This window comes from Aliihoeflea sp. 2WW, assembly GCF_000497755.1.
Lineage (GTDB): Bacteria > Pseudomonadota > Alphaproteobacteria > Rhizobiales > Rhizobiaceae > Aliihoeflea.
Genome location: NZ_AYOD01000005.1, coordinates 36,914 through 57,791 on the forward strand (window position 1 = coordinate 36,914; position 20,878 = coordinate 57,791).

Sequence of the window (20,878 nt, forward strand, 5' to 3'; positions counted from 1 at the left end):
GACGCTCACAAGGATTTTGTAGAATCAGCTACTCGTTTCCTTGGCTCGCCCGATTGTGGAACGCGGCGAATGACCGGTGCATTGCATCGCTAAATCGCACTTATTATTGGGATGTGAAAACGGAAGGACGATTCACATCAGTTAGCATCAATCAGCGAAAGGGTAGCGGGTAGCGAGCCTCAAGTCGCCTACAGGCTCGCCAGCGGAACCCATTGACCCAGATTTCTGCAACACCACGAGGCTTTAATATGAGGAATGCTGTGTTCTTGCCCAAAAGATTGCGGTTGATAGCTCACGGTCTCATCAACCGATTTCCTGCCGCAGCACAGCCAAAATTGCGTTCGATCGGTCGAAAACTATCAACAAAAATCGCTCGACCGACGCAAGTGACTGGAAAAAGCAGAAGTCTACAGGCCGCAGTCCAGGCGCATGTCGCTGACGAGGCACCTAGCAAAGGCCCGTTAAGCAGGCGGTTAGTTCCTATCGGTTGGCTGAGCGCCCTCAGGATCATCGCCGCAAAACGAGATTGTGCGATTATTTCTGAAGAACTGCATTCGGCGCTCGTCTCCGCTGAACCTTCTCAACGGCCATTCATGTTAGAAGCTGCGACTAACTTTCTATCACCGCGAGTACTTTCTGCCGCGGCCCACAGCTTCAAGGAAACTACAAAAGATGTCAGAACGCTCCATGCTATAGCTCAAGCGTCGCTCGATGTCGGCGATCTCAGTACCGCTAGCCGAGAGCTTGCTTTAACCGCTTCAATCGCTCGGGGGACTGCGGGATCCCACCAGTTGGTGTTATCAGCCCAACTGGCCTTATATGCCGGAGAACAGATCTCGAGCCGAGTTTTTTTGCAGACACTGCTTAATCTCAATCATCAGACCGTCAATCAACTCGCACGGTCTCTAGATGTGGCGGAAGACCTAGGGGACGCCGAGCTGGTAAAGCTGATCCAGCAGCGATTGGCCAAGTTCCAGAACGGTAAAGACGGATTGGCCGCTGGACGGAGAATCTATGAATCTGGCGGACATGGCCTAGGGATGGCTATGTTGGCAGGCCTTCTTAATGACTCCCAAGTTTCGCACCTGGCGGCATTTTGGATAGCTCATTATCTAAGGAATTCCGGGCAACTTTTTGAAGCAAAAGTGATCCTTGAGACATTACTTCGCTTAGATCATCGACCAGACAAAGTCCGACTGGAACTCGCCGAAATAGCCGTTGAACAAGGCAACCTTGAGACAGCGACTGAGTTGGCAGACAAGGCCACCTCTGACGGAAAGACTGCTGCTTTCTCTTCAGCTCGATTTGCCGCCAAATTTTCAAAGCGAGACTATGCTAAGGCGTTCTCTGAGTACACTAGTCGTGGCACATTGCAGCCTTTTCGAGACGGAGTCGCTGGCTCTAACTATACAGGTGACTATAAATCTTGGAGCAAGGCAACTAAACGACTGCTTCTGGCGTCTTCGGGGGTAGGAGATGAAATTCGCTGGGCATCCACTTACAGACGGCTGCCGCAGGACGGATCGACCTATGTCACGTGCGATCCTCGACTACACGAACTGCTTTGCGAGGCCTACCCTGCTATCCATTTCATCCCGGTACGCCGGAGGTTTAAAATTGTTAATCGTGTTCCCCGTTCGGAATACGATCAGGTACCCGTTGGATCACTCACTTACTTCTTAGACAATGTCGGATGGGAGAAACTAGAAGATTTTGATGCCGTATGCACGACTTACGATGCCATGCCCAGTTTAGCGAATGCTCTTGAGAACTCAGACAATCGGACTGGTTCAGCGCATCGAGTATCATCATCAATAGGTATGATTGCAGCGCAGTGTTTAGGCCTAGCATGGAGAAGCGATCTCGCCGGGTACGCTCGTGGTAGGCACTACACACCATTCTCAGTCATTTTGGATGTTGTTGGACGTATCAATAAGCACTGGATCATTTTGCAGGCCGACGTGTCGATGGAGGAAGCTAAATCGCTGCGAAACGCAGCACCAGGCAGAGTCCATTTTGTGGATACGGTTGACCTCAAAAATGACTTCAATGCCAAAGCCGCACTGATCTCTCAGCTCGATATTGTCATATCTCCTGCTACCTTTTTGGCGGAACTGTCGGGCTTCATCGGAGCCCCTACGATTTTGACCTCCAGAAGTTCGGCTGTGGCAATGAGGCAGTTGGACAGCGGAAGGGACATATGGTTCCCGTCAATCGTACACGCGAATTCGCCCTTCGAAGGGGACTTCTCAGGTACCGGGCTAGCCGAACTCATTATTTCGCGTATCGAACAACTCCTTGTTCAGGGGGAAAGTAAGGATCATGGTCGATCAAACTCAACAGCACCTCGCTGACTGGCTCTCGGAAAATTCCGAAGAGCGGACCACCTGGGTAGCCGCTAAGAAACTATGGGAAAATAACTATTTCTCAAGAAGTGGCGCGTTGCTCGTGGGCGAGCGTTGGTCGGAAAGGGCTTCGCTTCCCTATCGCCGCCGCTTCGCGCATACTTTGCTGAGATCTGGATACTATCCACAAGCAGTCGAATTAGAGAATTCCGTCCTAAAGGATATCGATCCCAGCCATGAAAATGCCGATAAGGAAAGAAGGCGCGCCAAAAATCATATGGGCATTGCACAGCTCTATATAGATGGTAGCGATTACTTAAAGCGTGTTCCGCCTCCGAAGATCGATGAACAAAAAGGTTTTTGCATCGCATTCAACGTTGCGCATGATATTTTGTCAGGAGTTTCACTTCCGATAGGATTGGCTCTCCGTCAACGCGGTTATCACTTCGGCGCCGCGGCCTTTGCAACCTGGGAGGCACCTGCAGGTGTTCCAGAGTTTGACGCCGTATGCAGCATGTTGGCTAACGACGGATCCGGCCTAGTGAACGATCCATTTACTGGGTTCTATCATGTGTGGCACGTTGACTGGTCCGCCGGTACTGTCGAATGTGAAGGTATCAATTATTTCCCATATTTCCATGAGCGGGTGTCTCAGAAGGCGCGACGTTACAGCGCCAACATTCTTGACGATCCAGAATCGTCTAAGCTTTTCCAAATGCTGTTGCTGAGAGCGGATCGAGCATTAAAATTTTGCAAAATGCTAATACCCTTGGCCTCGAAAGGGCTGCCGATCCGAATTCTTTGTATGGATAGCCACTTCGCTCCTTGGGGGATCCCAAGAGAGTGGTGCAACGTTGTTGGCCGAGATTTTGATATTCACGTGGTGGCCCTAAGTGCCGGCTACGAGAACTATTACAGCAATCTGTCGACCCGTGAGGCTGCGACGCTTGCAGTGGAAGACCTCACTGCGCATCCAGACGTCAGAACCCCTCTACTAGGCGGCGCGGAGCGCTTCAAACAATTCACATCTAACTTCCCAGACGTATTAGATTTTGCTGATGAGGAGGTATTTTCGTGGATTACACAGAACAGAAGCAAAACAGTCCCGTCCGATTTTTCCGAGATCAAAGATCGTATTCTGTCGGTCAGATCCCGGGGGGGGAAGGTCTTCGTTGCCTTTGGAAAGGTTTCTATCGACTTCGCCGCTCCCGGGGACGGCGGCCTAGCGCATGGTGATTTCGTAGAATGGATTAATCACCTAATCGATGGGATCTCGAAGACTGACAATTTGCTGCTGATTAAACCTCATCCGCACGAACTCCGCGAAGAGATTGTCATGGGCGGCGTGCAGTTACTGAGAGATCTTGTGCCCGCCGACTTACCCGGTAACGCCGTCTTTTTACCCCACGATGGATTGAACACGCATGAACTGGCCGAAATCGTAGATGCGGCTTTTCTCTGGAACGGGACCGCCTCTGTCGAATTTCCAGTGTTAGGCGTTCCCGTGTTCCAAGCGAGCGTATGGGGTCCGCGAGACTATCCTGTTGGGCTTGATATCCTGGAAACCAGAGAGGCTTACGAGCGCGTTCTCAGCGGCCAGAGTAGTGTGGGAGTTTCGGAGGAGACGCGGCGTAAAGCGGCGGCATTTCTCAGGTTTATGAAATCGGAGTATGTTTCTATGCCCTATAGATACGTGCGCAGAGCTGCCATAAACGATTACATTGGTCCGCCTCGATTTTACGAGGAAGATTTGGATGATCTTCTTACAGAAGGCGATCCAATCATGGATGAGATCATCTCAAGAATTTTTCCTTGAAGCAAATCATTAATACTCTCTACTTGATGAACCTACTTTTAATTGTTTCTGGATGTCACTTTAGCAATACGTGGATCTTCCGCCCTCGGTTAAGGAGTTGCACCATAGGGAAGTTAGCTGTATCCGACACCCGTGCGGGTCAGCCACTTGGCGTGTATCGAGCATAGTAATCGACGCATGCACTTTTGAGCGAATACAAATGGCTGCCTTATGTATTTGCTGCAGTCGAATTGCAAAGTTTATCGGAGCATAACTGTTGTTAAAATCAGTCTATTCGGTTCACAGGCTATTTAAACTCGCTAGTGCGATAGATTTGGTTTGCAATGTACGAATCAAAATATCGCGCTAGTCTGGAAAGGCTTCTGGCCGGTTCGGACCCATCAAATCCGAGAAGCTTCTTCCAAGCGGTGGACCGGCTCCGAAACGCTCACGACCAACTTCTCGTCAAAAACCCACATTTGCTCAATTCCGAAAGAGAAGCAGCCATGAGGGCGGGGATGGAGCAGGCTATCGCGGCGGTCCAGGATGAAGCAAGGGACGTCTCATCTACGCGGCAAGCGGGGCTCCATCAAACCCAAGGCTCGACTGCCGCGGTGTTTGGCGGGGCAGTCTTATCGACAACTGCTGGCGTCCTTCTCTACCTCGTTCTCGTGGCAGCCGGATGGATAAGTATCGCCATTGGTCCGTCTGCCGAACAGAGCGCTTTTCTTCATGAGCGTCTTACTCAGGGACGTATCCATCTATCCAACGCGGTGACTGCTCTTGACGAAATAGAGAAGGAGGTTCTCCGTCGGCAGCGGGAGGATCCTGCGGGCTTGGAAGCTATCGCTGGGGAGCGCCATTTAGCACTACGCATATTCGATGCAGACCTTGCGGCCCGGGTTCTGGCCGGTTTTCCGCGTGGAACAGCGGTCACCATTCGCGCAGACAGAATGGGTTATAAAATTCTTTTCAACTGGACGCTGTGCTGGGTCGCGTATCTTGATCGGCCGGACCTGATTGATCGCGGCCGCTCTCGTGATGAGTTTGTCTGCGCCGCATTTGGCAAATGGAATCAGGAAGGTGCTTCTTTCTGATGTCCAGCACTCTGTCCATTCTGGACTTCTTTGTCAGATCGCGCTCAGGCTTTCCGATAGCCAGCGCCGCAATACCCCTTTATTTAGCTACGCTGAGTTCCTCCGGTAAGCGTGGATCTCGAGCGCAATGAAGCGTTAGCAAACCAGCAGCAAACAACGGATTTACATGGACCCGCTATTCAAAACCGACTTATGGGCAGCGGCAAACGCTGCTGCTGGCAAGCGAGTTGAGGTAAGACTTCGTGACAGTTCGCCATCTCCGGCAAATTTTATTGCACGTCTGAATGTTGCGTGCGAATTCCTTGGCTTGGAGCGTATCAACATCTTTTACAAGGCTGAGGCTGAGATTTTTGCGGTTGGCAGCGGCAGCATAAAAACACTCGCCTGGGATAAGGAGCCCGCGACGATCGCCTTCAGTGAGTTTTCTGAGGACGACATTACGGCGCTCGTCGATGGACGCGATATTTTCGAACGCGCCAACGAGATGCTCGACACGGTAGATGAAGGTGACGACGCGATGGGCGAGCACATGTTTTTCGAGGATGATGAAAACGACTCTTACGGCTTAACGCCCAAAGCGAATGACCGTGACCGGCAGGCTTAAAGTCGGCCGGTTTAGCCTACTAGCCATAGCAACACCGCTTTGGCTGCTCGCTCTCGGGCCCGGCTATTCGCCTAGTCTCGCTGTGCTCGCAATAATCATCGCGATACTATCAATATTCAATTGGGCGTTCGGCGCCCCGCTAGAGCCGCATAATTGAAGTTGATAGGGATAGGCTAGATACCCTTCCATTGGATCTTCGGTAGGCCGCCAATCAATTGCTCCACACTCGGCTGCTCGCGCTCGCCGGCCATGACCTTGTCGAGCTCAGCATATGCATGGAGCCAGACCGCATCGCGCCAGGCGACGAAGGCCTGTGCCTCGGCCGCCCATTGCGAGTTGGTGCTGGCGACATAGGACGCGAGCGCGTTGCCACCATCGTAATTGTGGCTCTTGCCCGTTACGTCGACATGCGCCTGGATGGCGGCGCGAAAAACCTCGACGGTAGCGGCTTGCGCTTCCGCTGCCTTCTGCGCCGCGGTGACGATGATCTCGGGGTCAGGCGTCCACATCGGCAGGCTCCTCCTCGGGTTCATCGTGCGGGACCGAAATCGGCCCGTCGTCGCTCACTGCGAGCGGCTCGGGGAAAGCGACGGCCTGCGAAGGGTTCGGCCCATGCGGCAGTACAATCGTCAGGCGCACCTCGCCGTCGATCCGCTCGACCGGGCCGACGATCCATTCGCAGGGGATTGTACCGGCCGGGATCGTGTCGCCATCCGCCAGCGGGTTGAAGTTGAACAGGTCGCCATTGATGCGCAGCCGGTCGCCCGAGGTCTTTTCGAGCGTGAGGGTGTCGTTACGACGCTGAGGAGCAAATGTGATGATCATCAAAACCACCTCCCTATGGCGCCGAGACTTGCCGCGTAGCTTCCGCCGCTCAAGTCTCCGAGCCAGGTTTGAACTGTGTTCTCCAGTCGGTATGCCCACGCCTGGCCGTCGCGCGAAAGCAAGGTTCCCTGAAACGCTCTAAGCCTTGGCGAATAACCACTGCCGCCAAGCGGCGACAGACTTCCGGACGAGGTTTCGCCGGATATGAAATTGGCAATAGGGGCTGATGCGAACGTTGCCGGGTACGGCCACGAAACGATACTGCCATTTGATGCATCGACGGTGATGGATCGCATGCAAATCTGGGTTCCATCAGCAAAGCGGACATACTCGCCGTTTGCGTTCGATCCGCGTTCGATGACCGCGCCTGTGGGGACACCACCCGACTGGGAGAGACTTCCAAGGACGTTCCCGCGCCGATAAGCCTTATCGGCCGGTAGATCGCTACGGATTTGTGCGTTCGGGATTTCTCCCAAGGTCGCATAGAATGCCGCCGCGTTTGCATCATCCAGCAGCGTACGCGCGAATGCAGTCAGGTCCGTGAGAGCCAAAGTGCCCGCGCCGCTGAAGAACGGTAGCTTGTTGGCGGCGCCGGTAAGGTCCGACAGAGCCTTCACGTTACCGGACGAGAGCGCCGACAGCGCGGCTCGCCCGAGGCCCTCGAGGGTGACATCGTCGGGCGTGTACCAAGCCTTGTAAGCCGCCGCCGTCTGCCCCGTCCCCCGCCAGAGCTTGTCCAACGTGATAGAGGTGGCGGAGTTGACGCTTGCGATCGTCGCGCGCCGGCCGTCATCGCTCTCGATCGTGTCGCCCGGCCGCAAGAGAGACAGGTTGAAGCTTGTCCCTTGCCCGACGACGGCGGCCGAGTTCGTCGCCAGCGTGATGGTGCCTGTGTTCCAGAACGCCGGCATCAGGACGGCTCCTTCGCGCCAAGCGCCGCCTCGAGCTCCGTTACCCGCTGTGCGGACGCGGCGAGCTGGCCGGCCAGGTCATGCGCCTGTTGGGCAAGGATCAGGTTGCGGTGGTGATAGTGCGTGTCGATCGCCTGCATCAAAAGCTTGGTTTCGCGCAGCGCGATGGCCGGGTCGATGCGCACGGCTTCGCCCGCCGAGGGGTTCGGGTCGGTCATGTCGGATTGTCCTGTTGGTGGGATCAGGCCGGTTCGAAGAGAACGAAGCCGTGGTTGCGGTAGCAGGCGACGACGCGGCCATTCGCATCGATCAGCTTGAGGAAGTTGGGCCCGCCCTCGACGGTCTCGGCTTCATGCAGCCGCTCGGTGCCGTCCGGCAGGACGATGCGATAGAGCGTCATGGCGCATCCTCCACCGGCAGGCAGGAAGCGATGTCGCTGTCCTGGTAGGAGACGACGAGCCCGCCATTCTCGTCGCGCAGCGTCAGCGTCTGGCCGTCATCGTCCATCGACGCTGCCTCATAGTCGAAGAACAGGCCGTGCCTGAAAGTGACCCGGAATTTCATCGCAACCTCACAACTGCCCGGATGCGCGGCGACGGGCTCGTATTGCCGCTGATCGTGTAGGTGTCGCCACTGGCCGGCTCCGGATCGACGAACATGGCGGCGATCACCGGACCGCTCGTCTGGCCGATCAGGACGTTGCCCCGTGTGCGCCGTACCTGGACGTTCGAGCCGGCGGCCCGGATGAAGATTTCGACCGGGTTCGGCGTGGCGGCATTGACGACGACGCTTGTGCCCGCGCCGCCGAAGAAGGCGGTCAGCGCACCATCCTTGATCTTGATGGTGTCGACGCTGAGCTCTTCAATCTTCGCCATGGCTATTTCTTCACCGCGAGGCAATAGAGATGCGACGAGTTCATCGTCACGCCACCCTGTCCGCCCGGCGTGCCGGGGCTATAGCTCGGCAGTTCCTCAACGCGGTACGTCTCCGATGCCGTCGCCTGATCGTCGAGGATCGATGCGTTGACCAACGCGGCGCCCCCACCCGATCCGTTGAAGCCGTAGCTCTCTTCGAACAGGATGGCGTTGTCGCGGTTGCGGCGAATGCGATAGGTCGCGGAGCCGTTCGATCCGCTGGCAACGCCCTGATACTGGATCGTGGAGGTGCCATGGATCTCGATCGGCAGTGCGGCCGGGTTCGAGACCCCGATCGGATTGCCGACCGACACTGTGGTGATTGCAGCCGGCACGATGTTAAGCGTGTCGACCGCCAGATTGCCGATCTTCGCCATCACCGCTTCCTGTAGAGCGCTTTGATCACGACGTCCGACCACGGAATGATCGTGATGCCGAGGCCAGGGGTCGCGGCAAAGGTCTCGGTCTGCACGGTGTAGGTCTGCGAGGTGTGCAGGGCGAGGTCGACAGCCGAGAGGGGGATGTGAAGGGCCTCGGTGCCGCTGCCCGCTCTGGTGAATGTGTAGATCGCCAGGATGCGATTGCCCGTCGAAGCCCGTATGCGGATCTCGAACTGCACCGATCCGGACGAGCCGGTGTTGCGGTAGTTCGCCGTTCCAGACGCAAAGAGCTTGACCGGTGCAGCCATCGGGTTCGGCACGCCGATCGACGAGGTTCCGGTCACTACTGCCAGCGCCGCATTGTTGGCGATGTTGATCGTGTCGACTTCGAGATTGGCGATCTTCGCGGCAAAGCTTGGCCGAAAGGGCTTTGCCATCAGGATCGGCCAGCGATCGAGGACGTAGCTCGACAGTGCGCCTCGCGACAGGCAACTGTGCAGGCAAAAGCCAGCAACGACGCCATGCTCAGCCCGCTGCTGCGCCATCATGCGCCTACCGCTGCCGACGATGTCGAGCGGGTCGAAGGTGATATGGCAGCTTAGTGAGCGCACCATCGATCCGGGTCCAAGCTGATGAACCCGCCCGCGCTCCTCCAGGGCAACGCCGACAGTCTCGCCGTCTTCTATGCCGGCGAGGATCACCGAATAGGCCATCTCGATCGGCACCGCACCGGCCAAGAGAACGGCCGCTGCAGCGCACAGCCCAGCAAGGCTCGCGATATCAGCCTCCTCGATCCGGCGCAGGATCTCCGGTATGGCGCCGGTCGGACCCGAGAAGGCGAGGATTGCGTCGTAGCGCGGCAGATGGAATGTCTTCGCGCCGACGCGCACGATGTTGCCAGCCGGGTCATAATGCCCGCCATCGCTGAAGACATGCACCTCGTCGGCGGTCAGCAGGACGTTGACCGCGGTCACTGGACGATCAGCCCGTGGCGCTTGGTCGAGGTGATCGCGGCATTGGCGATCTGGGCGTTGGTCACCTGCACATTGTCGATCTGCGCCCAGTTTGCGCGGATGCCGCCGCCGATACGGAAAACTCCACCCGAGAACGTGGCAAGCTGGGTCAGCTCGTCTCCCTGGCGAAGGTATGTCCGGTTTGAAATCAGGCCGATTTCGGAGATACCGCCCGCCTTCGCGCTCATGATGATAGCTGCCTGAGACGGCGTCGCCGCTCCTTCCGACGCAGCCACCGAAAGTGCGACGGTCGATAGGGCACCGGCATCCGTGGCGATCTGCTGGAAACGAAGAATGCCTCCGGCATAGAAGTTGCCGACCTTGGCGTCGATCGCGATCTGGGCATCGCCGATGGCGGTGATCGTCTCGCCCTGCATCGTGATCGCCGTAGACAGGAGGTTGACGGCCGACAGGCTCGCTTTCTCACCAAGCTGAGCAGAGACTTCCTCGAAGCGCTGTGCGATGACCTGGTCCTGCGCAACGACGAGCGTCACGACGTTTTCGTACCGCGCCTCCATCCCTTGCGCGGCGGCCGTGATGACCGTGCGCAGTTCCTGCTTGTCGAGGACGTTCGCACCATCCTGCTCGAGGCCGTACATGGCGAGGCGTCGGGCTGCCTCGCGCGCCTGGCGGGCCAACTCGCCAGTAAACGCGACCGCGTGCTGGTAGCTTTCCTCGATCTCTGCGCGAAGGTCATCGGAAAAGATCACATCCAGCTCCGACAGCCGGACGTCAGGCGTGACCACCTCCAGCGGCGCGGACCAGACGGCAGTGCGTCCGCTGGTGGGGATCAGGATGCCTTGAACGACATGCGGCGTGTTCGGCGGGAAGTTTCCGTTGAGGATCACTGACCGAGGGTTCTGGTTCTCTAGCGGATCGCCATAGGGCAGATAGCCATCGAAGTTCGGCTTTGTCGCCCCTGCCACGCGCGTGACGATCCGCACCTCGCGCACGTCTTCCAGATCGCCGTCGAAGAACACTTCGATTGATGGCCTGCGCGCTCGGCCCTGCTCGTCATAGATGATCGCCGGCGCCACCTGCCACCCGGTGAGAAGCTGTGCCGGCGGGCGGTTCGGCGTGAGCGATGCGACAGACCACGACAGCTCGAACGATGTCGACCAGTCATAGTCCGACGGGTCCGCTTCCTGCAGCGCGACGTTCTGGTTGACGTTGTCGAGGTCGTCCATCGCGTTGATGGGGAAGTGCTTGACCTCATACCCGTTGCGCGCGCTCGACCATGCCACGACGTCGAGGGGCTCCAGTAGGAACGCCTCTGGCGGCAAGGTCAGCTGATGCCGGCGAAAGCGCCTGTTGTCCTCGGCGGTGGCCCGCATGAGGCGCTGAACCTGGCCGGCGAAGGGGACGGCGTTGTAGGTGACCGAGGCAAGGCGCTCCTCACCGTCGGCCGACACATGGGCTATGTTCACGTAGCGCGGCGCGTCTTTCATCTCCCAACCCGCGGCGGGCTCGGGATAGGTCGACGTTACGCCATTGAAGACGCTCTGATAGCCGGGGAACGGGTCGAAGTTCTGTGTGCTGTTGAGCACCTCGATATCGTCATCGGTGAAGAAGTACACCGGCACGCCCGGCGCACCGACATGGATCTTGAAGGTTCCGCCGAGTTCAGCGATGCGGCCGTTGCAGCTCGTCAGCAATTCCTCGATGACGTCGGCCGGCTCCATCTCCTCGACCTTGATCTCGTAGCCGCACCGGAACTGAGGCTCCGTGCCGCCACCAGCGCGCGCGATAGGCCGATCGCACTCGTTCATGGCCGCGAACCAATTCGCTAATGGCAGCGCCAGCGCAGGCACTTCCGGGCCGTATATCCACTCCCCCTGATAATAGATGCCGCGCAGGATATTGTAGATGATCACCGCGGGGTTGTTTGAGAACTCATAGGTCGACGCGGGCGTGCCTGCGGTGGCGGGGTTCCAGCGATGCGCGCCTGAACCGCCGACGGTCGAGTCCTTGCGCGGATCGTAAAGCGCCAGGCCGTCGACCTGCCAACGTCCGGCCGGAAACCCCTTGAACAGCTCGCGCTTGACCTCGGCCGACAGGATCACTTGCGCCAGACCGCGCCCGACCATGTCGTTCATCCATGGACGCGCGCCGGTGCCAAGGCGCGACAGCAGTGCCGGATCGGCCGTCGTCTGGTGACCGAGCAGGTACTTGGCAAACAGGAAGTAGTAGCCGCCGCTATAGTACTCGGTGAACGGAAAGCTGCCGGCGCCAAGCCACGCGTGCGTCGCCGGATTGATTGTCGCCGCCGGATTGCGGTTACACTCCTCGCCATTGATCCAGGCCCGATTGCCGATTGCGGTCACGGGCAGATCGGACAGCGTGAAGACCTGGATCAGACCCGCGTTCGGCGTCTTTCCCACGCGTCCATAGGTGCCGGGATATTCGAGCTGGCCGGCCGTGGCATAGGTGCCGACGATAAACGAGAATGAGTTGTTGCCGCCGACCTGGATCTGGCCGGTGATGCCCGGGTCGACCTGCTTCTTCTGCCTCGCGCGATCGAGCAGCGATGTGCCGAGCTGCAGGGCCACGCCCAGCACCAGCTTGCCCAAAGTTGATGTCGCGAGCCAGCCGATCGCCGCGGCCACCACGCCGGCATTGGCAACGCCGGCCAATGCGAAGGTGAACCACGCGACCAGAGCCGCAAGGTTAAGAAGCTTCATCGGAGTTCCGTGGTTCAGATGCGAAAGGCGCGGGTGGCGCTCAGTAGGTCAACAGTGCCCATGCCTGACTGCCCCGGCCGCAGAACGAAGATGCGTTCGCCCTGGACAACCCCCAGAGCGATCAGCGCGGCGTCATCGACGGGAACCGCTGCGAGGTCACCGACACGCGCAAGGCTCGGATGGATTTCATCGAACAGCGATGCGGCGAGGTCAGCGTGCGTGGCAAAGCCCTTGCGCTTCAAGAGGCCAAGGCCACCCCGCAGGCTCTTGTATCGGCCGCGATAGGGCTTGGCGAAGTCCTCGCCGGTCATGGCTTGAACGGCACCTGCCGCGAACATCGCACAATCATGTGTGCCCCAGGCGAAGGGACGCGCCCCGACGCTGACGATGTAGGCCGCCAGATCGGCATGCCAGGTCTCGGACCGCGTCATCGCTTGCCCTCTTCGCCCCAGCTGATGTTGGCAAGCCAGCCCCCGGCGACGTCTGTGTAACGGCGGACACGATCGCCCTGGCGCCGGCGCTGTTGTTCGTCCGACTTCTTCAGCGGATTGGTGAAGGTGAGCTTGCGCGCAAAGCTGACGCACGACACCTGCACCCCGCCCTCGCCATTGGCCGCCGGCGTCTCGATCGGGTTGCCATTGATCCAGCCGACAAAGCGTGGCACCGGCGGCGCGATCATCAAGCTCGTGGCCGGGTCGAGGAGCCCGCGATGGACTTCGATCGGCGCGCGACGCGTCTCATAGCCCCGCACGAGCTGCTGGACCGCCTGGCTGATCTGCGACAGCCCCACCCGGATAGTCCGGATGTTCAGGTCTGTTGTTTGCGGGATCGAATCGACGCGCAGATTGCCGCCAATGCCCTGATAGGTGCGCGTGACTGGCAGCCGTGTTCTGCCATCGATCACCGTCAGCGTCACCGTGTCGTCGAGGTTGGAAAGGCCAAGCGTCTCGATACCGCCGGTCTGGCGGTTCCAGGCCTCGACCCAAACCAGGTTTATGGGCGCCACGCCTTTGCGAGCGCGCAGGTGCGCCTCTGTTGCTGCATCGACTTGCTTCATGGCCGCTGCATCACCTGAAACGACATGCCCGCCGTGATGAGGCCTTCCGCCGTGCCGGGATCGAACGTGTCGGGCATGATGAACACCTTGGCGGCAGGCTTGCGAAGCGCGACAGCGAGACCGGTCACGACGCCAGGCCTCAGATGGGGCCGCACTTCGAACAGCGGCGTCAGTCCGCCCGACGAGGCTTGCACGGTCTCGACAACGCGGTGGAAGGCACGGCGGACGGGATTGGCGCCATACTCGAAGGCGAGGAAATCACCAACCGTCAGGCGGTAGCCGTTCGGCAGGCCGGTCACGCGCAGCGACTTGTTGTTCGCGCCGATCGTGTGGAGCGTTGGCATCGATACCCCCAGGTTCGACCCATCTGGGTCATGCTGCGGATACGGAAGCTGGGGCGCATAGAGGTAGAAGCTGCGCATAGGACCATCGAGGCTTTCGACCAATGCCTGAACCTGCGCCGCGTCGGCATGGTACATCGGGCCAAGGCTCACATCACCCGTCCACTTCGGCATCGACATCTGCGCGGCCAGCACGTCTCCCGACGCCAGCCCCGAGAGTTCGTCGAACCGCTGCAGGTGCCATTTGACCGAGCGAATGCGCAGCCGATCGACGAACGTCTCGGCTGGCAGAATATCTGGCAGAGCCATCAGCCAACCATCCTCGGATCGTTCGCGATCTCGTTGACCCTGCCGGCGAGGTTGCGGTCATACTCGCCGATACCCTGCCGCACGCCGCTTTCGACCATCTGCATGATCTCCTGGTTGCCGCGCGCGCCGGAAACGTTGACGTTGATCTGGACCGGCTGATTTCCGTTTGCAGCCACTGGCTGGTTGTTGTTTGCGCTGACCGGTCGACCGGAATTGATGGCCTCGAGCAGTTGCCGGTGCTGAGCGGCCGGGCCCGCGCGGACGACGAACTCCTGACCGTGGACAAAGCCTGCAGCTGCACTGGTTGCGCCGCTACCCGTCCAGCCGCCCGACGAGAACCCGAACATCTTGCCGAGCCCGCTGAACAAACTGCCGAACATCCCGCCGCCGCCGGAGGACGCTGCACCGCTTGCACCACCGAACGCGTTGGCCCAAAGGCTGTTGATCGCCATTTCGATGAGCTTGTCAGCGATCTTGTTCAGCGCGCCGAGCGCCGCGTCGGCAAAGGAACGAAGCACGCCCTTGCCCTGCTCCAGCCCCGACTTGAAATCGTTGAGGAAGCCCGACGTGACCTCCTTGGCGAAGTCAAAGGCATCGCGCAGCGCAGTGGTGTTCGCTTCTGCATCGGCCATGGCGGAGGCCAAGCCTTCAAGTTCCGCCTTCTGAGCCGAAGTGAGCTTGATCCCCGCATCCTGCGCCTGGTTGAGCAGATCCTGCGTGTAGCGAAGCCGGTTGGCCTCGCGCTCGGTCATGCCGATGGCCTGCGCTTCGAGCTTCTGCGCTTCGATGTACTGCTGTGCGAAGCGCGTGATGCGCTCGTAGGACTTCGCCGCCCGTTCCGCTGCGCGCTGCGCCGCCTTGTCAACTTCGCCGGTTGGCTTGATGCCCGACCCGCTACCGCCCGGTAGCTCGACAGCGGCCCCTTCACGTGGACGCGTGCCATGGTTCCATGCCAGTTGCGCCAGATTGCCGGATGCGTCGGCAAGAGCGGTGGCAAGCTCCGCCTCGTTGCGCAGCTTGTCCACCATGCCGGACACCTGCTCAACACCGATGCCGAATGCCCGAAGGATGCCGCCGAACGAGCTTTCGAAGCCCTCGACCATATCGGCCAAGAAGGTGGCCCAGACAGACTGAATCCCGGCCACGACCGATTCAAAGCCATAGCCGAATGCCGCCGCGATGGCCTTCGACCGCTCGAACACGTCCTCGAACGCCTGACCCCAGCTATCGACGTGCTGGCGCGCTTCGATCAATTGATAGACGAGCTCGCCGAGAAGAACGACGACGGCGCCGATGCCAGTGCGGATCAGGGCGGCCCTCAAGAATGCGAGGGAGCCGGCCAGCGTCATGGTGGCGACATTGGCTGCCACGAATGCCGCGACGTAGTATGTGCCGTACATCGTGACCGCGGTTGCGGCGGTGGTGACGATACGCCCGATGTTGTCCGCGATGATGATCAGACCGGCGGCGAAAGTTTCAGACGCGCCAGCGGCTTGGTCCATCGTGCCTATGTACTGCATTAAAGAGTTGCGGATCAGCATCACGCCATCGCCCATCGTGGCTGGCATCAGTTCGGCCTCAGCGCGAAGGCCTTCCATCCGCTTCGTCAGGGCATTGTAGATAACGTCGCCAGTGATCTTGCCGTCGGCGCCGAACTGGCGGAGCTGATTGACGCCGATTCCAAGCTCTTCGGCCAAGACTTCGGCAACGCGGCCGCCCGTCTCGATGACGGTATTGAGCTCATCACCGCTCAGCTTACCCCCCGCCATGGCCTTGCCGAGAGCGTCCTGAACGCGCGCTGCGCGATCAGCGCGGGCGCCAGAAACGACCAGTGCGAGGTTCAGCGCCTCGGTGTAGTCCAACTGATCGGCGGTGGTCCTCCCGAGTTCGCGCAGAACCGTGGCGTTTCGAATGAAGCTTTCGGCCGTCAGGTCCAGAGCCGAGTATGTGCGCCGGGCAACGGTCGCCAGGCGATCCAGCACGACGCCGCTCGCATCCATATTGCCTACGGCCAGCCCGACACGGGCGTTGATGTCGGACCACGTATCGGCGAACTGGATCAGGGCGTTCGTGGCCAGCGCGCCAAGAACGGCACCGATCGCGCGGGCAGCCATTGCGGCGGACTTCTCCCACCCACCATAGGCTTGCGCCGCACGGCTTGCCGATGCTGCCGCATTGTCATTGGCGGCTGCAGCCATGCGCCCGGCCTTGGTCGCCTCTGTTCCGACGTTCTTGGCGGCGCGTTCTGCTGCGCCTGATGCCTGCGCGAAGCGCTGGAGAGAGGCATTGGCCTGGTCGACCTGCTCGGAGCGGACCGCAATGCCCAGGGTAGCAATGTCCATTGGTTACCTCGTAGGCACGGCCAGATTGCTCGCAGAGACGCTGACGGCGGTTACCTGCCTGATTGCGATTGCCATCGTCGCGGCCGGCGGCGTGATCGGTTAGCGGCTAATCAACGGCTCGCCATTCGGCACGTTCTTCGGTGGCGCCGTTGCTATTCTGGTCGCGGCACTCGCGTGCGGGATGATTGCCTATGTCGCGCTGATCGAACGTCATCTGGCGAAGCTGGCAGGTGCGCATCACCGAACTAGCCAAACAGCGCATCGAACAGTTCACCGCTGAGAGGCCGGCTCTCGACCTTCTTGCGCTCGCTCTCCGGCTTACTGGCATATTCGAGATAGGCGCCATCCATGGCCCTGATGCAGGCCCGGAAAGTCGCCGTCTCGACATCGTCCAGACCAGACTGTGCCGCCCACGAGTTGATGGCGGACGCCGGGATGGCCCCGACGCCCATGCCTATCTGGCGATCGGTGCAGAGCTCCCAAAAGGCATGAAGCCAGTCCAGGGTGCCGGGCAGCAGATCGCCTTCAAGGATCAGGTCGTCGCCGGCGAGGCTGCGCGCGACGACCGCTTTGAGCCGTTTCCCATGTCATCCGTCTCCCCGGCGCGGCCTTTGTCGACGATTTGGGCGGCCCAGACGACCGCATCGGCGAAGGCGACGTAATCGGGGTTGGTCAGCCATTCCTTCGCGAGGTTGGCGTCGAATGGCAGCGGCTGTTTGCCGTTCGTGAAGCCGTCCCAATCGAAGAGGACCGCCTCGTGCAGCACTTCGCCGAAGATGCGCATGGCAGCTTCGGGCTTGAGCGATCCGTCACGCTCCCGATCTTCCCGCGTGACCTTGCGCTCCTTGCGCGAGCGCAGCGCAACGACGGTTGGGCTGGAGAGGCCGCGGACACGCAAACGAACGTCCCCCATGCCAGGGATGTCGCTCACCCAATCGCCGGCTTCGACCTTGGAACTGTCACGCTTGAGAGATGCGATATCCATTATTCTGCAACTCCGATCGGGCCACCGGTTGCTGATGCCGCAACCTTGACCGTGTTGCGGAACTTGACCAACTCGCACGTCATCGCCTGCATGGTGTTCGCCTCCCCGCCTTGCTCATTGGGCTGCTTGACGTAGGCCGCGAAGAGCCGAAGGCTCCCGTGGGGCGATGCACCCACAGGAGCGTCGGGCAGCTCAACAATGAACGAGCGCAGTCGCCTGTCGCCAGCGGCCGCGTAAAGCGCTATCTGACCGGGATCAGCATCCAACACCCCGAACGTGTTCTGCATCACGCCGGGGTTCTTGGTGCCCATCTGGACGTCGTCGTAGTCCTCGTTGATGTACGCCTGCGTGATCGTGGCCTGGTCGCCGCCGAGTGCGCCCATCGTTTGCCACTTTCCGATACGGATGAAACCACTGTCGCCGATCTCGGGGAAATCGTCGATGGTAAGGAGCCGACCTGTCGTGGGCGGCACAAAGACACCGCCGATGAACAGGTTTGCGCCCGCGACGGGGAATGACTGGGCCATGTCGGCCTCCTGTGCTGATGATGCCCTTGCCGAAGGAGCCTGAACGGCGTAAATTTGCGCCACGGTGCGCTGCTGCCTCTGAGGCGTAAAGGACGGCAAACAAATCTCAGGTGGAAACCTTCAGAGACAATTTCCTGATGGAAACCGAATAGCGGGTTCGAACCCCGCCGGCGCGCTGCTCTCTAAGTCAACGCTTCGTAGCTCACGCTGACCGGCACGATCCACGCGGCGTCTTCCTTGAGCGCCGGCGCGATGTCTGGAGCCTTGGTCACCCGCACGGACACGCCGCCAGGGGTCATGCGCAGATCCATCGGGAAATGCTCCGCCACCTGCCCTGCCATGCGTGTGGCGGCGCTGGCGCCCACGTTGAGCGGCACCACGACGCTGATCTGCAAGATGCCTGGCCGGCGATGGGCGGCGGAGTTGATGAAGAGCCGTTGCGTCTGGTTCGGCAGGTGCGACACGCGCAGATAGCGGCCGCTCAGCGGTGCGGTAAAGGACACGTTCGGCCACGAGATCGCCAGGCCGGTTAGCGCAGCCAGCCCATTGGCGCGCGTGAAGAGCGCCGTCTCGATGCTTTCCTCGATCGATGGCATGGGTTACCTTCTGCACGTGAACCAGACACCCCCGCCCTTGAATGACGACGAGATTGTTGACCGCCTCCACCAGATGGCGTTCGAACTCGAGCATCTGAAAGGCGAGACGTTGCGTGGTGATACCGCTCTCAGAGCAAGCCGCGGCGCACTGGTGATGATGATGGCCGGGCTTATCCGCGCGAGCGAACCGCAGCCTTAGCCTCTGCCGTGGCGCGGTCGACATGCGCCTGCCAGTTCTGGACCGACAGCCGGACCATGCCCCGCCCTTCCCGGCCGCGCGCTCCATACTCAATCGCTGCCGCGTATTCCGCCACGAATGAGGCATAGATGGTGTCGCCGAGATCGGCTCCGACGATCGCCAGCGCATATGGTGCGGCGGCGTATCCATCGCCCTGCGTGCCACGCATCGGCAGCGGTCCATCCAGTGAGACGGTGAGCGAGTTCTTCAGGTAGCCCGTGTTAACTGGCGTCCGGTCCCGCACGTCCTCGATGACGTACTGCGCTGCGGTCCTGAACACCGCGAGGACGCGCGCAAGGGTCGTCATGACCCACTCGTCGATTGTTGCCGTGAACGATTGCTGTGCCATCGGATCAGGTCAGGTTCGCGAAGAAGTCGATGCGATAGTCGACGCTACAGCGGCAGTTCACGACCTCTGACGCCGGCCCGTTCGGATCGCAGGGATAAAGCAGCCCATTCGAGAACAATTCATCGTAGCCGACGCTTTCGTCGCCGATCGCCCGATGCGTATCGCGGGTGCGGTTGTCGCGGGTCGCGCGCCATACCTTGCGCACGTCCTGACGCCGCACGTTGCCCGACGCGATGGCCTGCTCAAAGCTTTCCCTGTGCGAGGCGTTCAGGGCGCCGATGGCTTCCGTTCGTGCGATCGTCTCACCGCGCAGGAGCAAATAGCTGTCCGACAACCGCGCGATCATGCGATCGACGACGTCGCGCATCAGCGGCTTGCCGTCTCGAATAGCCGCAAGAACCGTCCGGTCGTATCGCTTGTCGCGCCGGCCAAGCCCGAGATAGTGCCGCAGCCGCGACGGATCGCCCGAGAGCAGGTCTTGCCGCGCCGTGGCGACGAAACCCTCCTGACTGGACGAAAGGCCAATGATCGCGCCCTCGCGGCGTCCTGTGGCCCGATTGATGCGGCCGACGAGGTCCAGAGCGACAGAGCGTGGATTGCGGCCATCCACCATGCCCTGCGTCATGTGCTGGCGCGCTGCGACGAGGATATCGTCGGTCATGCGCGTGATGCGACGGCCGGACAGATCCTGCATGAAGGCTTCCGCACCTGGCGACCGGGCATCGAAGCGAAACACGACTTGCGCACCGCTCGGGTCGCGCAGCGCGGGCAGTCCGTTCGTGGTAGCAATGCCGCCGCCGATATAGGCCTCGCGATTGCTCTCCTCGAACAGCCGGAACGCGGCAGGCTCAATGTTCAGCGCTCGCAGCGCCCCGTCGATGTCGCCCCGCTCCAGCCGTTCAGCAATGCGGCCGATCTGGGCGCCATTGCGGAGGTCGTCGATTGCGGCGAGGAACGCAGCCTGTAGCGCGGGCTCGAACTTGGCAGACAGAGTCTCAAGCTGCTGCCGTGCGGTCGGACGACGCGCCATCGCTGCATTTCCTTGCAAGGTCGTTCTGAACTGGTAGAAGCCGGCAACCTCAAAGGAGATATCGCCTTGCTCGAAGAAACCGCCCTGTCCGGCACTTCCCCGGATCAGAACATCGAACTAACTGCCGAAATCGTATCGGCGTATGTGTCGAATAATCCCGTTCCGGCTGCGGAATTGGCCGCCTTGATCGCCGCTGTCCATTCCGCTCTGGTGACTTTGGGGACGCCCTCAGTTCCCGAACCAGAAAAGGCACAGAAGCCCGCCGTTAACCCGAAGAAGTCTGTGTTTCCGGACTACATCATCAGCCTGGAGGACGGGAAGCATTACAAGTCGCTCAAGCGCCACCTGATGGCGAACTTCGGGCTGACCCCAGAAGAGTACCGCTCCAAATGGGGCCTGCCCTCCGACTATCCGATGGTTGCTCCCAACTATGCCGCTGCCCGATCGGCGCTGGCAAAGCAAATGGGACTCGGTCGCAAGGCTGGCGAGAAGAAGCCACCGAAGGGCCGCGGCAAGACGAAGGCCGCCTAGAACCGGCA

General features: G+C 60.0%; 27 protein-coding genes. 7 read left to right on the top strand and 20 right to left on the bottom strand.

Features of this window, described 5'->3' with window-relative positions; translation table 11 throughout:
* The first annotated feature begins 212 nt into the window (after nucleotides 1-212).
* From ALII_RS22225 to ALII_RS0103720, 4 genes are all read left to right on the top strand, one after another.
* Nucleotides 213-2,354: a hypothetical protein gene (locus ALII_RS22225; protein WP_152529521.1), complete on the top strand. Its 2,142-nt coding sequence runs from the start codon at nucleotides 213-215 to the stop codon at nucleotides 2,352-2,354.
* A complete protein-coding gene (locus tag ALII_RS22230; protein WP_152529522.1) occupies nucleotides 2,323-4,161 on the top strand; it encodes a hypothetical protein in 1,839 nt (612 codons plus the stop codon). Before ALII_RS22225 ends, ALII_RS22230 begins: the two co-directional genes overlap by 32 nt.
* Nucleotides 4,162-4,484: 323 nt before the next feature.
* Nucleotides 4,485-5,237 (top strand): hypothetical protein, encoded by a 753-nt coding sequence (locus tag ALII_RS0103715; protein ID WP_152529523.1) that lies wholly within the window; start codon nucleotides 4,485-4,487, stop codon nucleotides 5,235-5,237.
* Between the two features lie 166 nt (nucleotides 5,238-5,403).
* Entirely contained in the window at nucleotides 5,404-5,841 is a 438-nt protein-coding gene (locus ALII_RS0103720; protein ID WP_152529524.1) for a hypothetical protein, read from the top strand.
* 173 nt (nucleotides 5,842-6,014) lie between these two features.
* Here ALII_RS0103720 and ALII_RS0103725 read toward each other — a convergent pair whose 3' ends face one another.
* The 14 genes from ALII_RS0103725 to ALII_RS0103790 are packed head-to-tail and all read right to left on the bottom strand — an operon-like array spanning nucleotide 6,015 to nucleotide 16,470.
* On the bottom strand, nucleotides 6,015-6,350 hold the full coding sequence (locus ALII_RS0103725) for a hypothetical protein (protein WP_024585992.1): 336 nt from the start codon (nucleotides 6,348-6,350) through the stop codon (nucleotides 6,015-6,017).
* The gene (locus tag ALII_RS0103730; protein ID WP_024585993.1) at nucleotides 6,337-6,666 is read right to left on the bottom strand and encodes a hypothetical protein; all 330 of its coding nucleotides are present in this window, start codon (nucleotides 6,664-6,666) and stop codon (nucleotides 6,337-6,339) included. The genes ALII_RS0103725 and ALII_RS0103730 overlap by 14 nt, the downstream gene beginning before the upstream one ends.
* Nucleotides 6,666-7,577, bottom strand: coding sequence for a hypothetical protein (locus tag ALII_RS22930; RefSeq protein ID WP_024585994.1), 912 nt, complete (start codon nucleotides 7,575-7,577; stop codon nucleotides 6,666-6,668). Before ALII_RS22930 ends, ALII_RS0103730 begins: the two co-directional genes overlap by 1 nt.
* Nucleotides 7,577-7,795, bottom strand: coding sequence for a hypothetical protein (locus ALII_RS0103740; protein ID WP_024585995.1), 219 nt, complete (start codon nucleotides 7,793-7,795; stop codon nucleotides 7,577-7,579). The genes ALII_RS22930 and ALII_RS0103740 overlap by 1 nt, the downstream gene beginning before the upstream one ends.
* 23 nt (nucleotides 7,796-7,818) lie before the next feature.
* Nucleotides 7,819-7,977, bottom strand: coding sequence for a hypothetical protein (locus ALII_RS22620; RefSeq protein ID WP_161632231.1), 159 nt, complete (start codon nucleotides 7,975-7,977; stop codon nucleotides 7,819-7,821).
* Complete coding sequence (locus ALII_RS22625) at nucleotides 7,974-8,141, bottom strand: hypothetical protein (RefSeq protein WP_161632232.1); 168 nt, start codon at nucleotides 8,139-8,141, stop codon at nucleotides 7,974-7,976. Before ALII_RS22625 ends, ALII_RS22620 begins: the two co-directional genes overlap by 4 nt.
* The gene (locus tag ALII_RS0103755) at nucleotides 8,138-8,452 is read right to left on the bottom strand and encodes a hypothetical protein (RefSeq protein WP_024585996.1); all 315 of its coding nucleotides are present in this window, start codon (nucleotides 8,450-8,452) and stop codon (nucleotides 8,138-8,140) included. Before ALII_RS0103755 ends, ALII_RS22625 begins: the two co-directional genes overlap by 4 nt.
* 2 nt (nucleotides 8,453-8,454) lie before the next feature.
* Nucleotides 8,455-8,868, bottom strand: coding sequence for a hypothetical protein (locus ALII_RS0103760; RefSeq protein ID WP_024585997.1), 414 nt, complete (start codon nucleotides 8,866-8,868; stop codon nucleotides 8,455-8,457).
* Nucleotides 8,868-9,845 carry a hypothetical protein gene (locus ALII_RS0103765; protein WP_024585998.1) on the bottom strand — a complete coding sequence of 326 codons (978 nt, stop codon included), beginning with the start codon at nucleotides 9,843-9,845 and terminating at the stop codon, nucleotides 8,868-8,870. Before ALII_RS0103765 ends, ALII_RS0103760 begins: the two co-directional genes overlap by 1 nt.
* Entirely contained in the window at nucleotides 9,842-12,565 is a 2,724-nt protein-coding gene (locus ALII_RS0103770; protein ID WP_024585999.1) for a phage tail protein, read from the bottom strand. Before ALII_RS0103770 ends, ALII_RS0103765 begins: the two co-directional genes overlap by 4 nt.
* 14 nt (nucleotides 12,566-12,579) lie before the next feature.
* Nucleotides 12,580-12,996 carry a hypothetical protein gene (locus tag ALII_RS0103775; RefSeq protein WP_024586000.1) on the bottom strand — a complete coding sequence of 139 codons (417 nt, stop codon included), beginning with the start codon at nucleotides 12,994-12,996 and terminating at the stop codon, nucleotides 12,580-12,582.
* Nucleotides 12,993-13,622 (bottom strand): hypothetical protein, encoded by a 630-nt coding sequence (locus tag ALII_RS0103780; protein ID WP_024586001.1) that lies wholly within the window; start codon nucleotides 13,620-13,622, stop codon nucleotides 12,993-12,995. The genes ALII_RS0103775 and ALII_RS0103780 overlap by 4 nt, the downstream gene beginning before the upstream one ends.
* Nucleotides 13,619-14,272: a hypothetical protein gene (locus ALII_RS0103785; RefSeq protein WP_024586002.1), complete on the bottom strand. Its 654-nt coding sequence runs from the start codon at nucleotides 14,270-14,272 to the stop codon at nucleotides 13,619-13,621. Before ALII_RS0103785 ends, ALII_RS0103780 begins: the two co-directional genes overlap by 4 nt.
* Nucleotides 14,272-16,470 (bottom strand): tape measure protein, encoded by a 2,199-nt coding sequence (locus ALII_RS0103790; protein WP_161632233.1) that lies wholly within the window; start codon nucleotides 16,468-16,470, stop codon nucleotides 14,272-14,274. The genes ALII_RS0103785 and ALII_RS0103790 overlap by 1 nt, the downstream gene beginning before the upstream one ends.
* 121 nt (nucleotides 16,471-16,591) lie before the next feature.
* On the opposite strand from ALII_RS0103790, the gene ALII_RS23225 reads away from it, so the two are divergent.
* Nucleotides 16,592-16,717: a hypothetical protein gene (locus tag ALII_RS23225; protein WP_280113752.1), complete on the top strand. Its 126-nt coding sequence runs from the start codon at nucleotides 16,592-16,594 to the stop codon at nucleotides 16,715-16,717.
* Between the two features lie 142 nt (nucleotides 16,718-16,859).
* Here ALII_RS23225 and ALII_RS0103805 read toward each other — a convergent pair whose 3' ends face one another.
* The 4 genes from ALII_RS0103805 to ALII_RS0103820 form a co-directional block, all read right to left on the bottom strand.
* Nucleotides 16,860-17,066: a hypothetical protein gene (locus ALII_RS0103805; RefSeq protein ID WP_024586004.1), complete on the bottom strand. Its 207-nt coding sequence runs from the start codon at nucleotides 17,064-17,066 to the stop codon at nucleotides 16,860-16,862.
* Nucleotides 17,067-17,146: 80 nt separating this feature from the next.
* Nucleotides 17,147-17,599 (bottom strand): hypothetical protein, encoded by a 453-nt coding sequence (locus ALII_RS0103810; RefSeq protein WP_024586005.1) that lies wholly within the window; start codon nucleotides 17,597-17,599, stop codon nucleotides 17,147-17,149.
* Nucleotides 17,599-18,126, bottom strand: a complete 528-nt coding sequence (locus ALII_RS0103815) for a hypothetical protein (RefSeq protein ID WP_051375763.1) — start codon at nucleotides 18,124-18,126, stop codon at nucleotides 17,599-17,601. Before ALII_RS0103815 ends, ALII_RS0103810 begins: the two co-directional genes overlap by 1 nt.
* A gap of 182 nt (nucleotides 18,127-18,308) precedes the next feature.
* Nucleotides 18,309-18,722, bottom strand: coding sequence for a DUF4128 domain-containing protein (locus tag ALII_RS0103820; protein WP_024586007.1), 414 nt, complete (start codon nucleotides 18,720-18,722; stop codon nucleotides 18,309-18,311).
* Here ALII_RS0103820 and ALII_RS0103825 point away from each other — a divergent pair.
* The gene (locus ALII_RS0103825) at nucleotides 18,721-18,921 is read left to right on the top strand and encodes a hypothetical protein (protein WP_024586008.1); all 201 of its coding nucleotides are present in this window, start codon (nucleotides 18,721-18,723) and stop codon (nucleotides 18,919-18,921) included. The genes ALII_RS0103820 and ALII_RS0103825 overlap by 2 nt on opposite strands.
* Here the strand turns inward: ALII_RS0103825 and ALII_RS0103830 are convergent.
* Both ALII_RS0103830 and ALII_RS0103835 read right to left on the bottom strand, forming a co-directional pair.
* The gene (locus ALII_RS0103830) at nucleotides 18,893-19,267 is read right to left on the bottom strand and encodes an HK97 gp10 family phage protein (RefSeq protein ID WP_152529525.1); all 375 of its coding nucleotides are present in this window, start codon (nucleotides 19,265-19,267) and stop codon (nucleotides 18,893-18,895) included. The genes ALII_RS0103825 and ALII_RS0103830 overlap by 29 nt on opposite strands.
* A gap of 46 nt (nucleotides 19,268-19,313) precedes the next feature.
* Nucleotides 19,314-20,339, bottom strand: coding sequence for a phage minor head protein (locus tag ALII_RS0103835; protein ID WP_024586010.1), 1,026 nt, complete (start codon nucleotides 20,337-20,339; stop codon nucleotides 19,314-19,316).
* Between the two features lie 66 nt (nucleotides 20,340-20,405).
* Here ALII_RS0103835 and ALII_RS0103840 point away from each other — a divergent pair, with 66 nt between their 5' ends.
* Complete coding sequence (locus ALII_RS0103840) at nucleotides 20,406-20,870, top strand: MucR family transcriptional regulator (protein WP_024586011.1); 465 nt, start codon at nucleotides 20,406-20,408, stop codon at nucleotides 20,868-20,870.
* Nucleotides 20,871-20,878 lie beyond the last annotated feature (8 nt).